13 protein-coding genes are annotated in these 14,878 nt (G+C 71.0%); 8 read left to right on the top strand and 5 right to left on the bottom strand.

Features of this window, described 5'->3' with window-relative positions; all coding sequences use genetic code 11:
- Window positions 1-15: 15 nt before the first annotated feature.
- From OHB01_RS09185 to OHB01_RS09165, 5 genes are all read right to left on the bottom strand, one after another.
- Window positions 16-396, bottom strand: a complete 381-nt coding sequence (locus OHB01_RS09185; RefSeq protein WP_168066401.1) for an STAS domain-containing protein — start codon at window positions 394-396, stop codon at window positions 16-18.
- A gap of 543 nt (window positions 397-939) precedes the next feature.
- Complete coding sequence (locus tag OHB01_RS09180) at window positions 940-2,847, bottom strand: beta-galactosidase (protein WP_142650859.1); 1,908 nt, start codon at window positions 2,845-2,847, stop codon at window positions 940-942.
- A 79-nt stretch (window positions 2,848-2,926) separates the two neighbouring features.
- Window positions 2,927-3,838 (bottom strand): carbohydrate ABC transporter permease, encoded by a 912-nt coding sequence (locus OHB01_RS09175; RefSeq protein ID WP_142650858.1) that lies wholly within the window; start codon window positions 3,836-3,838, stop codon window positions 2,927-2,929.
- The gene (locus OHB01_RS09170; RefSeq protein WP_261985848.1) at window positions 3,835-4,878 is read right to left on the bottom strand and encodes an ABC transporter permease; all 1,044 of its coding nucleotides are present in this window, start codon (window positions 4,876-4,878) and stop codon (window positions 3,835-3,837) included. Before OHB01_RS09170 ends, OHB01_RS09175 begins: the two co-directional genes overlap by 4 nt.
- Complete coding sequence (locus OHB01_RS09165; RefSeq protein WP_147943815.1) at window positions 4,875-6,539, bottom strand: extracellular solute-binding protein; 1,665 nt, start codon at window positions 6,537-6,539, stop codon at window positions 4,875-4,877. The genes OHB01_RS09170 and OHB01_RS09165 overlap by 4 nt, the downstream gene beginning before the upstream one ends.
- Window positions 6,540-7,191: 652 nt before the next feature.
- Between OHB01_RS09165 and OHB01_RS09160 the strand changes: the two genes are divergently transcribed.
- The 8 genes from OHB01_RS09160 to OHB01_RS09125 are packed head-to-tail and all read left to right on the top strand — an operon-like array spanning window position 7,192 to window position 14,844.
- Complete coding sequence (locus OHB01_RS09160; protein ID WP_328855214.1) at window positions 7,192-7,896, top strand: hypothetical protein; 705 nt, start codon at window positions 7,192-7,194, stop codon at window positions 7,894-7,896.
- On the top strand, window positions 7,893-8,687 hold the full coding sequence (locus OHB01_RS09155; protein ID WP_328855213.1) for a glycosyltransferase family 2 protein: 795 nt from the start codon (window positions 7,893-7,895) through the stop codon (window positions 8,685-8,687). Before OHB01_RS09160 ends, OHB01_RS09155 begins: the two co-directional genes overlap by 4 nt.
- Complete coding sequence (locus tag OHB01_RS09150) at window positions 8,684-9,883, top strand: 2-phospho-L-lactate transferase CofD family protein (RefSeq protein WP_142650856.1); 1,200 nt, start codon at window positions 8,684-8,686, stop codon at window positions 9,881-9,883. The genes OHB01_RS09155 and OHB01_RS09150 overlap by 4 nt, the downstream gene beginning before the upstream one ends.
- Window positions 9,880-10,542, top strand: a complete 663-nt coding sequence (locus OHB01_RS09145; protein ID WP_142650855.1) for an HAD family hydrolase — start codon at window positions 9,880-9,882, stop codon at window positions 10,540-10,542. The genes OHB01_RS09150 and OHB01_RS09145 overlap by 4 nt, the downstream gene beginning before the upstream one ends.
- Complete coding sequence (locus OHB01_RS09140) at window positions 10,532-11,308, top strand: nucleotidyltransferase family protein (RefSeq protein WP_260617470.1); 777 nt, start codon at window positions 10,532-10,534, stop codon at window positions 11,306-11,308. The genes OHB01_RS09145 and OHB01_RS09140 overlap by 11 nt, the downstream gene beginning before the upstream one ends.
- A gap of 4 nt (window positions 11,309-11,312) precedes the next feature.
- Window positions 11,313-12,581, top strand: coding sequence for a lipopolysaccharide biosynthesis protein (locus tag OHB01_RS09135; protein WP_168066399.1), 1,269 nt, complete (start codon window positions 11,313-11,315; stop codon window positions 12,579-12,581).
- Window positions 12,578-13,846, top strand: coding sequence for a glycosyltransferase family 4 protein (locus OHB01_RS09130; protein ID WP_142650854.1), 1,269 nt, complete (start codon window positions 12,578-12,580; stop codon window positions 13,844-13,846). The genes OHB01_RS09135 and OHB01_RS09130 overlap by 4 nt, the downstream gene beginning before the upstream one ends.
- Window positions 13,843-14,844 carry a glycosyltransferase family 2 protein gene (locus tag OHB01_RS09125; protein WP_168066397.1) on the top strand — a complete coding sequence of 334 codons (1,002 nt, stop codon included), beginning with the start codon at window positions 13,843-13,845 and terminating at the stop codon, window positions 14,842-14,844. The genes OHB01_RS09130 and OHB01_RS09125 overlap by 4 nt, the downstream gene beginning before the upstream one ends.
- Window positions 14,845-14,878: the final 34 nt, after the last annotated feature.

Here is a 14,878-nt window from a genome sequence, read left to right as displayed (position 1 = left end):
TGGTCAATCGGGCGTTCAGACCATGGACACGTCTTGGGAGGCCGACAGCACCATCGCGGCGACGGCCTCGACGGGCGTGCCGTCGATGACGAACGTGTCGCGCAGCCGGGTCGCCTCAAGGACGATCTTCAAGATGCCGTGAACTCCGGTGAGCCGCATGCAACCGGCGGCCTTCTCGATGTCGTCCCGGGCGTCCAGCAGCGCTTCGAGGCCGCAGGAGTCGCAGAACCGCAGGCCGGACGCATCCACCACGATCCTGACGCGACCCTGGCGGACAAGATTCCTGATCGCCCTCCGGAGCGTGTCGCCGCTGGCGATGTCGAGTTCACCTCGCAGCGCGACCACGACGGCCGGCTGGTGATCGCTCACAGTAATCTCGAGCTGCTGCGTTGTCATATACGCGCCTTCATCCATATTTTTCGGGCGTACTGTCTTAAGCGACGCTACCCGGCAGAGTGTCAGGTCCCGGTAATGCGCGACGGTCGATGGTATGCGGGTCCGTCCGGCAATCCCACCTGAACACCAGAATGTGGCAAATAGGTAAAGAAGATGGGCCTCGTGGCGATCTCTGCTGATGCGTCCGGATCGCGGGGAACCCCGGTCCAACAGGGGTTCCCGGCCTCCGGTGATCGACCGAGGTGGACGCCCCGCCCTGGTGCCTGCCCGGCCTGCTCGGTCTCATGGAGGCGGAGACTGGAATTCTTCAAATATACCAGCTAGCCAGACAAATGAGGCATAAACCGCTATTCTCGGAAAATGCTTACTCTTGCCATTCCTTCTTGAGGTGCGCATTACCGACCGCGCCGGGCGCTTGACCCGTCCATGCATGGCCGGAGGCCGATCCCCGGCACCGGCTCGCTGGACCACCTGGGGGAGAACGTCGCCGCCGGCGCGTTGAAGCGGACTTCCGAGGACATGGAGGAGCTCGGTCAGGCCCTCCTACGGGCGTACGACCACGTATCCGCCGGGGCCGAGCCTGCCGCCGACGGGCTTGCCGGTGATCAGGTCGGTGCCCTGGACCGGCACGGGCCGCTCGTCCTCCGTGTGGTTGACGGCGAAGACCAGATCCCGCCGGCGTACGACCTCGACGCCGGGGACGCCGCTCCCGGCCAGCCCGGCGCGGGTGAGCACCTGGGCATAGCCGGGGTCGTCGAGCCGCGTCGAGACGTACCACGCCGTGCCGTCGCCGAGGCGATGACACGTGACGGCGGGCCCACCGCCGGGATAGCGGGCGACCGCCTCGGCCCCGTCGAGGTGGACGACCTCGCTCCACAGGGTCGCGCGGCCGAACTCCGGTAGTTCGACGGGCTCGCCGAGCGGGCGGAACTCCTCCACGGTGATGCCGAGGATCTCGCGCAGCGCCCCTGGGTAGCCGCCCAGCCTGATCCGGGTGTGCTCGTCGGTGATTCCGCTGAAGAACGACACGACGAGCGTGCCACCGCCCTCCACGTACGCCGCGAGGTTCCGGGCGGCCTCGTCGGAGATCAGATAGAGGCTCGGCACGAGGACCGCGCGGTAGGCCGGCAGATCGTGCGACGGATGGGCGAAGCAGGTGGGGACGCCCTGCCGCCACAACACCCGATGGGCCTGCTGCACGGCCGCGAGATAGTCGATCTCACTGGACGGCAGGCCGGGCCCCTGGGCGGCCCACCACGCCTCCTCGTCCCACAGGATGGCGGCCTCCGCCTCGACGAGCGGCCCGTCATAAGGAGCCGGGATGCGTTCGAGCGCCTCGCCCAGGGCGCTGACCTCGCGGAAGACGCGGGAGTCCGGGCCGGTGTGCGGCACCATGCCCGGATGCCACTGCTCGGCGCCGCCGCGGGAGGCCCGCCACTGGAAGAACATCACGCCCGTCGAGCCCCGGGCGACGTGCTGCATGCTGTGCCTGGCGATCTCGCCGGGCTCCTTGGGCCCCTTGCGCGGGCCCAGGACGTACCCCGTGGCCTGCTCCATCAGCAGCCAGGGCCGCCCGCCCGCCCACGATCGGGCCAGATCGGCGGCGAAGGCGGTCTGCTCGGCCGCCGCCATGCCCGGGGCCGAGGGATAGTCGTCGATGGCCACCAGGTCCACCTCGGTCGACCACTTCCAGTGGTCGACCGAGGCCCAGCCGGCCAGCACGTAGTTGGTGGTGACGGGCACCTCGGGAGTCAGCTCGCGCAGCAGGTCGCGCTGCTCGCGGAAGTGGGCGAGCATCTCGTCGGAGACGAACCGGCGGAAGTCGAGCGCCTGCGCCGGGTTGGGGAGATACTGCGTCGCCCTGGGCGGGGTGATCTGCGCCCAGTCCGAGTAGTGCTGGCTCCAGAACGCCGTCGTCCAGGCGTCGTTCAGCGCGTCGAGGCCGCCGTACCGCTCCCGCAGCCACGCGCGGAACGCCGCGGCGGCGTGGTCGCAGTGGCAGGGCGTGCCGTACTCGTTGTGCACGTGCCACATCGCCAGCGCCGGATGGTCGCGGTAGCGCTCGCCGAGGGCGCGGGTGATCCGCAGCGACGCCTCGCGGTACGCCGGGGCGCTCACGCAGTAGGTGTCGCGGCTGCCGTGCGTGAGCCGTACGCCGTCCCGGGTGACGGTGAGGGCGTCGGGATGCGCCAGAGAGAACCATGGCGGAGGAGAGGCGGTCGGGACGGCCAGGCCCACCCGGATCCCGCCGTCGGCGAGCAGGCCGAGCACCCGGTCGAGCCAGCCGAAGGTGTAGCGCCCCTCGGACGGCTCCAGCCGCGACCAGGAGAACACGCCCACGGTGACGAGGTTGACCCCCGCCCGGCGCATGAGCGCGACGTCCTCGGCCCAGACCTCCTCGGGCCACTGCTCCGGGTTGTAGTCCCCTCCGTACCACAACGGCATGCACATGCCCTTCTTTCGGGGCGACGCCCCGCCGGTGGGAGGCGCGGCGGGGCGTCGGGTCGCGGGGTGGAGTGCCGGGGAGGCGTCAGCCCTTGATGGCGCCGATGATGACGCCCTTGGTGAAGTGACGCTGGACGAACGGATAGATGACCAGGGCGGGCAGGACGGCGATGGCGACGATGGCCATCTTGATCGCGAGCGTGGGCGGCGCGACCTGGCCGAAGCCGCTCACGCCCACGGTGGCCGTCGGCAGCGGGTTGGAGTCCACGACGTACGACCGCAGGATCAGGGCCAGCGGCCACTTGCGGGTGTCGTCGATGTAGAGCATGGCGTTGAACCACGCGTTCCAGTAGCCGACGGCGTAGAACAGGCCGATGACCGCCGTGACGGCCTTCGACAGCGGCAGCACGATCCGCCACAGGATGCGGAACTCCCCGGCGCCGTCGATGCGGGCGCTGTCGAGCAGCTCACGCGGGATGTTCATGAAGAACGCCCGCAGCACGACGACGTTGAACGCCGACACGGCCGACGGCAGGATCAGCGACCAGTACGAGTCCTTCAGCCCGAGCGAGGCGACCATCAGGTACGACGGGATCAGGCCGGGGAAGAACACGAACATCAGCAGCACGCAGAACAGGATCGGCCGGTGGAACAGGGTGCCCGGCCGCGACAGCGCGTACGCCCCGAGGACGCTCACGCCGAGGCTGACCGCGGTGCCGGCGAGGGTGACGCCGGTGCTGACCAGGACCGCTCGGCTGACCACGCTGTCGGAGAAGATCTGGCGGTACGCGTCGAACGTGATGCCGTCCGGCACCAGCACCAGGCCGCCGACCCGGTTCACCGTGTCGGCCGACGACAGGCTGGTCAGCACGATCGTGTAGAGCGGCAGCAGCACGGCGAGCACGATGAGCGCGAGCGCGCCGCCCTTGCCGATCCGGCCCGCGACCGAGCCCGGCTCCTCCCAGGGCGCGAGCCCGGAGACCTTCGTCTTGCTCATGATCGGGAGTACACCCCCCGTTCGCCGAGGGCGTGCGCCACCCGGTTGGCCACCAGGATGAGCACCAGCCCGACCAGGCCCTTGAACAGCCCGGCCGCCGCGCCGTAGCCGAAGTCGCCGGTGCGCAGGCCGGACCAGTAGACGAAGGTGTCGAAGACCTCCGACACCTTGCTGCCGACCGCGCCGCGCTGCAGCATGAACTGCTCGAAGCCGACGTTGAGCGCGTCGCCGAGCCGCAGGATCAGCAGCAGCACGATGACCGGCCGCAGGCCCGGCAGCGTGATGTGCCACATGCGGCGCCAGCGGCGGGCCCCGTCGACCGCGGCGGCCTCGTACAGGTTCTGGTCGATCGTGCTGAGCGCGGCGAGGAACACGATCGCGCCCCAGCCGGCGTCCTTCCAGACCGTCTCGGCGGTCACGAGCAGGATGAACGTGTCGGAGTTCGTCATCCAGTCGATCCCGGAGTATCCGTGGTCGCGCAGGATCTGCGCGATGAGGCCGGCGCCGCCGAACATCTGCTGGAAGATCGCGACCACCAGCACCCACGAGAAGAAGTGGGGCAGATAGACGACGCCCTGGATGAACGCCCGCAGCCGCCCGGAGACCACGCTGTTGAGCAGCAGCGCGAGCGCGATCGGCACCGGGAAGTAGAAGACGAGCTGGAACGCGGTGATGCCCAGGGTGTTCACGATCGCCCGGATGAACTGCGGGTCGCCGAACAGCTGGGCGAAGTTGGTGAAGCCGATGATCGGGCTGCCCAGGATGCCGCCGCTGAACGGGTTGTAGTCCTGGAAGGCGATGACGTTGCCCAGCGCCGGCACCCACCAGAAGGCGGTGACGAGCACCAGCATCGGCATGGCCATGACCAGCAGCGGCCAGTCGCGGCGCAGCCGCGCGGCGAAGGAGTCGCGCCGCGTGTCGTTCTGTGTGTCGTTCTGTGTGTCGTTCTGCGTGTCCTTCTGTGGGCCGGGGGCAGGTCCGGCCTGGGTCGCCCCGGGCCGGACCTCCGCCACGCTCCCCGTGTCCGCGTTCGCGCTCACAGCCGGCCGTTCTCCCTGGCGACCTTCATGTAGAACTCGCGGGCCTCGTTGCCGCCCTGCTCCTGCCAGTCCTTGACGATCTGGGCCCACTCCGAGATCGGGCGCTTGCCGCGGAAGATCTCGTTCATCTTGTCCTCGGTCGGCTTGACGAGAGCGGCCATCTTCGACGGCACCTCGACCCGGATGCCGACGAACGGGTCGTTCTCCAGGTATTGCGAAGCCGTCTGCTGCCAGCCGTGGTACGCCTCGACGTAGCCGGGGTACTGGTTCTCGGTGATCGCGCCGGGCCGCCCGGACAGGAACATGTACGTCGGGGCGAACTCCTTGCGGCCGAGCGCGGTCTGCTGGACCTGCCCGTCCTTGATCGTGAAGTGCTTGCCCTCGACGCCGTTGTTGACCAGGTCGTACTCCTGCGTGCCGTACGGCGCGGAGCACCAGTTGGCGATGCCGATCAGCTCGCGCGTACGGGCGTCGCCGAGGCCCTTCTTGATGAAGCAGAACATGCCGGCGGGCTCGTTGCGCCAGACGATGACCTTGCCGCCCGCGTGGGCCGGGTAGGGGTCCACCGCCCGCACGTTGAACTTGGGGTTGCCGGGCAGGAACCGGCCGAACAGCTCGTGGATCGCGCCGATCCCGTCCTTGTACATGACGATCTGCCCGGCGCCGAAGGGCTCCTTGTGGTCGGCGAACTGGTTGGCCACGACGTCCGGGTGGACATATCCGGCCTCGAAGAGCTTGGTCACCAGCTCGATCGACTGCAGCCACTCGGGCGTCTCGTACTTGTAGATCAGCGTGCCGTCGGGCTGCTTGCGCCACTCGCGCGGGGCGCCGAACGCCCGCTGGACCTCCTGGTCCATGCCGCCGAACGCCCAGCGCTTCTTCTTCGGGTCGGTCAGCTCCTTGCCCAGCGTGAGCAGGTCGTCGGCGCTCGTGGGCGCGGGCAGGCCGAGCTCGTCGAGGATGTCCTGACGCACGACGGTGGCGAACGGATAGGGCGCGTTCTGCCACGGGATGCCCTGGAGCACGCCGCCGAACACGCCGTACTCCCACGCGGCGGTGTCGTAGCTGGCCAGCAGCGGGAACTCCTTGGCCTTGTCGCCCGCGAGGTAGGGCGACAGGTCGGCGAAGAGCTTGTTGGCCGCCTCGGTGAAGTGAGCGATGCTGATCAGGTTCCAGCCCGGGATCTGGATCATGTCGGGGACGTCGCCGCTGGCCAGGATCGTGTTCAGCTTGTCGACGTAGGTGTTGCCGTCGGAGATGTTGAACCGGACGGCTCCGCCGAGCCGCTCGTTGACGGCGTCGTAGTAGGAGTTCTCGCCGAGGCCGGGAGGGACGGTGCCCCACAGCGGGGTCATGACCTTCACCTCCGCGCCGCTGGTGATCGGCTTGGCGGCGACGGCCTGGACCATCGTGCCCGGCCTGGTCAGGAAGCCGGGTTCGACGAATTCGGAGCCCGGCAGGTCGGGCGACAGGCCGGGCACCTGGAACGGCACGCGGGTGGGCACGAGGCCCTTCAGCTTGTCGGCGGCGACGGCGGTGCCCTTGGACACTTCCTTCTTGGCCGCGCAGCCGGTGAGACCTGCGGCGGCGAGCGCGCCCGCGCCGACCAGTCCGAGGAATCCGCGGCGGCTGGTCAGGGGGCCGCCGGGCGGTTGGCTCATTGGTGCGATCCTTCCGGGAACGGGGGGTTTTTCTCGGAGTGTCGACGACGTCAGTTAGTTCGTCAATTGGCCAAACAAATTAACCTGAGAGCGGGGTGGCGACAAGATTCCGTGAAACGTTCATCACCCTCACGAGGTCGCCCCGTCACGCCTGCCTGCGTATGGCCCCCGGGACGCCGGCCGTCGTCATGGGCTAAGCGGGCAGCGGGCCGTACGAGGCTGCTGCTCACCCTCGCGGGACGCTCACGGACGCCCCGCCGAGCTCGCCAGCCCCGCCGGGCGCTCCGCCGGCCGAGCCCGGTGCGGGCCGATAGGGCATTTCCCGTATTGCGGACGGACCGAATAGTGTCGGACCGGAATTGACATACGTCCGCAAACACGGTTGACATTGTCCGTAACGCACGTGAATTGGGGAGATAGCGCCGGATTCAACTACCCATCAGTACAATTTCTCTGCCAGGCATCATGTCTGACCAGCGCAGATGTGGTAAATGTCCGCACCTAGCGCCCAATATCTGATATTCCGGACGCATTTCTTGATGAGAATGACATAATGCGTGGGAGCGCTCCCGCTCCGCCCGGCTGCATTCTCCGCAGCGCCATCCGGCACGCCTGCCCGAAGGGCACGTTGGAAGGAAGGTGCCGCGTCTCCATGACGGCATTCGGCAAAAGTCCTCCGTCCCGGCTCGACGGAGATGTCCCGGCGGACGTCGTCCGCGCCGGCTCCCGCCCCTGGGCGCCCCACCTGTGGTGGATGGCCCTGGCCGTCGGGGCGCTCGGGTTCGCCTTCGTGTGGCTGGCCACGCCGCACGCCAGGGAGATCGGCTCGCCCTGGGAACTGGTGGCCAAGCTGGTCGCGTTCGCCTGCCTGTGCGTGGCCATCGCGGTCTTCCCCTGGGTGTCTCCCCGGCTGAACTGGCTGCTCTACGTGCCGTTCGTCTTCTTCACCGGCTATCTCATCCCGCGGATCAGCTGGTTCTACTACGGCGACGGCGCGCGGGCCCAGGGCGACAGCTTCTACACGCACCTCTATCTGCTGCTCTATCCCGGCATCGTGCTCACGGTGGCCGCCGCCTACCGCATCGGCGGGGGCACCCCGGGCCGCACCCTGAAGATCATGCTGAGCGGGGTCCTCATCGTGTTCTCGGGCTTCCTCGACATCATGTGGTTCGTCGTCAACCCGGTCGGCATCCCCGAGGTCATCGACGCGCCGCACATCAACCTCTTCACCGGGGGGCCGATCTCGTTCGGCGCGACGATCGTGTTCGCGCTCGTGCACGTCCCGGTCATCATCGGGGTCAACCTGCTGCCCCTCGACCGCTGGATCGGCCGCCTGCTGGGCGCGGGGGAGCCGTGAGCACCTCCGTGAACAGCACAGTCGGCATCCCCGTCGGCATCCCCGTCGACATCTCCGTGGCCGCGCCCGCGTACAACGAGGCGGAGACCATCGCGGCGGTGGTGGGCGAGTGGCAGGACTACCTGGAGAACGCCCCGGCCGTGGGCGACTGGGAGATCGTGGTCTGCGACGACGGGAGCCGCGACGCGACCGGCGAGATCCTGGCCGGCCTGCGGGAACGGTGCCCGCGGCTCGTCGTCGTCACGTTCGAGCGCAACCGCGGCGCGGGCGCGGCCATCGCCGCCGCGATCGCCCATACCCGGCTCGACTGGGTGGTGCTGCTCGACTCCGACGGCCAGTTTCCGATCGCCAACCTCGATCGCATCCTGCCGCGCCTCCAGGCAGGGGAGGCCCTGGCGTTCTCCGGGGCACGGATCAGGAAGGCCGACGGCCTGGCCTACCGATGGGGGTCGGCGGCCAGCGGCGCGGTCAGCAACCTGCTCCACCACACGCGCTACCGCGACTTCAACTCGATCTTCAAGGTGGTGCACGGCCCGCTCTTCCGGTCGCTGCCGCTGGAGTCGGCCGGGATGAACTGCTCGACCGAGATCACCGCGCGGGTCGCCGAGATGGGCCACGCGTGGGTGGAGGTCCCGATAGAGCACCGGGAGCGCGGCGGCGGCGCGCGCGGCTGGCGATACTGGCGCGGCGCCCGCGACCGGGCTCTGTTCGTCGCCTATCTCGGCTATCGCCACTGGCTGCTGCGCCGGGGGGTCCTGCGCAGGCCGGCGGCGCGTGAGGAGAGCCGATGAACGTCGCGGTGACGATGTTCTGCGGCGGACGAGGGGCGGCCGGCATCGCGAGGGGCATGCTGGGCGCTCCGGGCGTCGTCCTGTCGCTGATCGTGAACGGCTACGACAACGGCCTTTCCACCGGCGCGCTGCGGCGCTATCTGCCCGGGATGCTCGGGCCGTCGGACTTCCGCAAGAACCTCCTGCTCCACCTCGATCCCGCCGATCCGGCGCAGGCCGCGCTGGCGGCCGTGCTCGACCACCGGCTGCCGGGCGGGACGACGCCCGCGGGGCTCGCCGCCGTCATCGAGTCGATCACCGCGCGGCGCGGCCGGTTCGCGGCGCTGCCGGAGGCGGCCCGCGAGGCCGTCACGGCCGACCTGCGCGTGTTCGCCCGGCGGCTCGCCGCCTATCCGCACGGGCTCGACCTTTCCGACTGCGCGCTCGGCAACCTCGTGTTCGCGGGGGCCTACCTGCGGCTCGGCCGGGACTTCAACGCCGCCGTCGAGGCCTGCGCCCGAACGTTCGGCTCACCCGTACGGCTGCTCAACGTGACCAACGGGGAGAACGCCTTCCTGGCCGCGCTCCGGCGCGACGGCGGCCTGCTGGCCGACGAGGCCGAGATCGTCGCGCCGCAGGGCCCCGGAGCGATCACCGACCTGTTCCTGCTGCGCGAGCCGCTCGGCGCGCGGCGGCGGGCCGAGCTGGAGGCGCTGCCGCCCGCGTGGACCAGGGAGGTCCTGCGCCGCGAGCGCGCCGAGGTGACGCCGAACCCGCGGGCGCTCGCGGCGATCCGCGACGCCGACCTCATCGTCTATGGCCCCGGCACCCCGCACTCCTCGCTCCTGCCCAGCTATCTCACGCCGGGCGTGGCCGACGCCGTCGCGCGGAGCCGGGCGGCGGCCAAGGTGTTCGTCGTCAACACCCGCAACGACCACGACGTCCGGGGGCTGAGCGCGCCCGACCTCGTGGACCGCACGCTGGCCTACCTCGGTGATCCCCGCAACGAGCGGCGGCTGGTGACCCACGTGCTGAGCCATCACGCGTCCACGCCGGACGCCCCGGCGGTGCCGTACGGCGTGCTCGACCGGGGGGAATGGGCGGGGGCCCGCTGGATCGGCGCCGACCTGGATCACCGCGGCGTGCACCACGCGGAACGCACGGCCGAGGCCCTGCTCGCCATCAGGGACGAGGCGGCCTTGGCGCGGGCCCGATGACGGCGGTCCTGGCGGACGCGTGCGCCCGCCGCGTCTGGCTCTTCGACCTCGACGGCACGCTGGTGGACTCCTGCCCGGCGCACGAGGCGGCGTTCCGGCAGGCCATCGCCGAGGTCGCGCCCGATCGGCTCGCGTCCTTCCGCTACGCCGACCACGCGGGCGCGAGCACCCGCGAGGTGGCGGTGCGCCTGCTGGGCGAGACCGGGGAGGCGGACCGGCTGGCCCGGCTGAAGCAGCGGCTCTACCGCGAGCGGGCCGGCGTGGTGGCGGTGTTCCCCGGCGCGCGGCGACTGCTCGGCCGCCTGGTCGCCGCCGGCCGCGACGCCTACCTCGTCACCAGCGGCAGCCGGGCGTCGGTCGCGCGGGTGCTCGCCGCCTGCTCGCTGGGCGCGTACTTCAGGGGCGTGCTCACCAGCGACGACGTCCCGGCGAGCAAGCCCGACCCGGCCTTCTACGCGTACGCGTGCGCGCACTGGGGGCTCGACCCCGGCGCGGCCGTGGTGCTGGAGGACTCCGCGCACGGGGTGGCGTCGGCGGTCGGCGCGGGCCTGACGACCCTGCACGTCCACACGGCGGAGCCCGCTCCCGGGGCGGTGGCCGTACGCGACCTCGAACAGATCCTGTCTCTCCTGTACGCGGAGGTGGGCGGTGCCTGCTGAACGGTTGTGCGCGGTGATCCCGGCGGCCGGGCGGGGGAGCCGCCTCGGCCTGGACATCCCCAAGATCATGGTGGAGATCGCCGACGGCGTCACGGTGTGGCACGTGCTGCACGAGCGGCTGCGGCCGTACGTCGAGCACGTCCACGTCGTGATGTCCCCGCAGGGTGAGGGGCCGTTCCGGGCGCTGGCGGCGGACGAGATCGCGACCGGCGCGGTCTCGGTGAGCGTGCAGGAGCGGCCCACCGGGATGGGCGGCGCGATCTTCGGCGCCGCGCCGCACTGGGAGGCGTACGACACGATCCTGGTGGTCTGGGGCGACCAGGCGGGCCTGTCCCCCGAGACGGCCGGCCGGGTCGTCCGGGCGCACGAGAAGGGGATCACGCTCCCGCTGGTGCCGATGGCCGAGCCGTACGTGGAGTATGAGCTCGACGACGCCGGGACGCTGGTGCGGGTGCGCCAGTCGCGGGAGGGCGACGAGTGCCGCCCCGGCGGGCTCAGCGACGTGGGCGTCTTCTGCCTGAGCACGCGTACGAGCACGGGCCTGACCACTGGGGGGCTCCGGGAGGAGTGGACCCGCTATCTGGGCGGGGCGGACGTGGGCGCCCGCACCGGGGAGGTCAACTTCCTGCCGTTCCTGCCCTATCTGTCCCGGGAGCGGCACTGGCCGCTGACGGTGGTGCCGGTGACCGACCCCGACGAGGCGCGCGGCGTCAACACGGCCGACGACCTCGAATTCGCCCGGCGGGCACACCTGCGGTGGGCGTGACGGGGTGGGCGCGCTGACGGACCGGGCGGCCGGGCTCCTGGCCGCCCACCGCTGGGCCGCCGGGCCCACGCTGGTCAGCACCATGGCCAGCGGCACGGCCGCCGCGACCACGCTCGTCATCGCGCGGGGGATCGGCGCCGCGGCGTTCGGCCAGTTCACCGTGGTCCTGTCGATCGCGCTGATCGTCACCGTCGGCATGCTGACCAGCCTCAACTACGTCATGTTCCAGGAGTTGCCGCGGGCCGAGCCGGGGGCGCGGCCCGCCCTGGTGACGACGGCGCTGCTGGCCACGCTCGTGCTGGGCGCGGTGGTCTTCGCCGCGGGTCTCGCCGCCGCGCCGCTGCTGACCGCCGTGCTCGGCGTGGACACCCGCACGCTCGCCTTCGCGCTGGCGCTGGCGCTGTCGATGACGCTCAACCAGCTCACCGAGAGCTTCCTGCGCGGGCTGAAGAGGTTCCGCCTCGTCGCCGGGCTCAAGCTCGCCGTGGCCGTCGTCTATCTGGGCGCCGCCGCGTGCTGCCTGCTGGTCTTCGGCGTGCGGGACGCCGAGCCCTACCTGGTCGCGCTGATCGGCACCAACCTGGTCTTCGCCCTGGTCTCGGCCGCCGGGTTCGAGGTCGTGCCCCGGTCGTGGTCGTGGGCGCTGGCCCGCTCGCTCTACCGGCACGGCGCGTACGTCACCGCCATCGCCGCGCTGACGGCGGTGGTGTTCGGGGTGGACGTGATCTTCCTCAACCACTGGGCACCCCGGGCCGACGTGGGCGTCTACTCCGTCTACAACGGTTTCCCCAAACGGCTGCTCGGGGTGGTGTTCACCGACGGGATCGGCCTGGTGCTGCTGCCCACGCTGGCGACCTTGGACAAACCCGCCGTGATGCGGCGGATCGCCCGGCTCGCCCCGGTGGTGTTCGCGGCGACCGCCGTGTTCTCGTTCGCGGCGAGCACGGTCTTCTTCCTGCTCGTGGGAGGCGAGTATCCGTACGCGCTGGGCCTGATGGCGCTGTCGGCGCTCGGGATCGGCGCGCACACGGTGTTCAACCTCCAGCAGGTCGCCCTGACCATGGACGGGGTGCGGGGGGCCAAGGTGCTCATCGGCTGCCTGCTGGCCGGGACGCCGCTCGCGCTCGCCTGCCAGGCGGCGCTGATCGCCTGGCAGGGGCTGATCGGCGGGCTGGTGGCCTTCGCCCTGAGCAATCTCGTCCTCGTGGCCGTCGTGACGGCCGTCTCCGCCCGGCTCTATCGGCCGGCCGGCGCATCGGAGGTGCGCGGGTGAGGATCGCCCACGTCATCAACCAGTTCCCGCCCAACATCACGGCGGGGCTCGGCCGCTACGCCGAGCTGATCGCCCCCCACCTGGCCCGCGACCACGAGATGGCGGTCTTCACGCTGAACGACGGCCGCCTGCCCGTGTGGGAGCGGGCCGGCGGCATCGGCGTCTACCGGCCGCGCGGGCGGGTGCTCGTGCTGCTGACCAGGGCGATCGCCCGCCGCAGGCGGCTCAACCGGACGCGGGGTGTGGAGTTCCTCCTGCTCGCGCTGACCGTCGTGGTGAGCAACTGGCGCTACTTCCTGCTCCTGCGGCGGCTGCGTCCCGGCCGGCGGCCCGATCTCGTCGCCGTGCACGACTCGACGAACTTCCTGTGCGGCCTGCTGTGCCACTACGTGCTGCGGCTGCCGGTCGTGTTCCACGTGCACACCACCGAATATGGCGTCGCCCCGCAGCGCAGCATCACCGACCCGCTCAACCTGTTCGCCGCGCTGGAGCGGTGGCTGGCGCGGATCTCCCGGCGGGTCGTGGTCGCCACCCCGGAGGTGCGCGAGCAACTGCTCGAGGCGGGCTGGGACCGCTCGCCCATCGACGTCGTCCGCCTCGGCGGCACGTACGAGCGGGTGGTCGCCGACCCCGCGTTCGACCGCGACAGGCTGCGCGCCGGCGCGGCGGACCTGCGCGCCCGGCTCGGCATCGCCGAGGACGATCCGGTGCTGCTGTTCGTCGGCCGCCTCGAACGGCAGAAGGGGATCTATCCGCTGCTCGACGCCATGCGCGACATCGCGCCCGCCGTGCCGGGGCTGCGCCTGGTGCTCGTGGGGGAGGGCGACGAGGCGGGCGTCGCGCGGATCGTCAACGAGAGCGGGCTCGGCGGCCGGGTGCTGACCTCCGGCGGCTTCGTGGACAAGCGGGCGCTGCTGGACTATTACGCGATGGCCGACGCCTGCGTCTTCCCCTCGCTCTTCGAGCCGTTCGGGTTGGTGGCGACCGAGGCGATGGCCCTGGCCCGGCCGGTGATCCTCGGTGACGGCTTCTCCCGGATCTTCCTCGGCGACCCCGAGCGGCCCGCCGTACGGTTCGTGCGGGCGGCCGATCCCCGCGACATCGCCGACGGGGTGATCGAGGTCATGACAGATCCCGGGCTGCGCCGCGCCCTGGCCGAGCGGGGCGAGCGGCTGGTGCGCGAGACGCTGAGCTGGGGCCGCGCCGCCGAGGAGACGCTCGCCGTGTACGCCAAGGTGCTCTCGACGGAGGGGACGAGACGATGATCTCGCTGGTCGTGCCGTGCTACAACGCGGCCAGGACGTTGCGGCTGTGCCTGGAGTCGGCGCTGGCGCAGACCCGGCCGCCCGGCGAGATCGTCGTGGTGGACGACGCGAGCACCGACGGCTCGGCGCGGATCGCCGAGGAGCTGGGCTGCCGGGTCGTGCGGCTGCCGGAGAACCGGGGCGTGTCGGCCGCCAGGAACGCCGGGATCGACGCCACCACGGGCGATGTGATCTTCTTCCTCGACTCCGACGTGGCGCTGCGGCCCGACGCCGTCGCGAACGCGATGGAGATCCTGGAGCACGATCCCGAGGTCGGCTGCGTCCACGGGGTCTACGACACCGTGCCGCTCATCGACGACGGGCCGGTCGAGTGGTATCGCATCCTCCACGCGGTGCACTGGCGCCGTCGCCACCTGGGCGAGGTCAACAGCGTGGTGTTCGCCCTCGCCGCCGTCCGCCGCGACGTGCTGCTGGCCGTGGGCAGGCTCGACGAGCGGCTGCGCGACTGCGAGGACGTCGAATACAGCAGCAGGCTCGCCGTACGCAGCCGGATCGTGCTGACCGACACGGTCGTGGGCCGCCACGACGACGGCAGCCGCCTGCTGCCGGTGCTCGGCGAGCAGTGGCGGCGGGCGCTGCCGCTGATCCCGCTCGCGCTGACCACCACCCGGCGCGGGGCCGCCAAGCCGGAGCACGCCAACAGCCCGGCGGGCATCCTGTCGTGCGGGCTCGCCCTGGCCGGGCTGGGGCTGGTGCTGCTGAGCGTGCCGTTCGGGCTGTTCCATCCCCTGCTGCTCGCCGTCCCTGCCGTGTTCGTCGCCGGGTTCGTCCTCGCCGATCCGGAGCTGGTCGGGTTCGTACGGCGGCAGCGGGGGCCGATCTTCGCCGCCTATTTCATGGCCGTCCATCTGGTCGTCCATGTGGTGCTCGTCGCGGGCCTGGCCGCAGGCTCGCTGCGCCTGCTGACCGGCCCGCGCGATGCCCGGCAGACCGCGTGACGGGCCGCGTGACCGGGCGCGTGACCGGGCGCGT

It is taken from the genome of Microbispora hainanensis (genome assembly GCF_036186745.1).
GTDB lineage: Bacteria > Actinomycetota > Actinomycetes > Streptosporangiales > Streptosporangiaceae > Microbispora.
The sequence above is the reverse complement of the archived record's forward strand: the minus strand, read 5'-3'. Positions and strand labels throughout refer to the sequence as shown.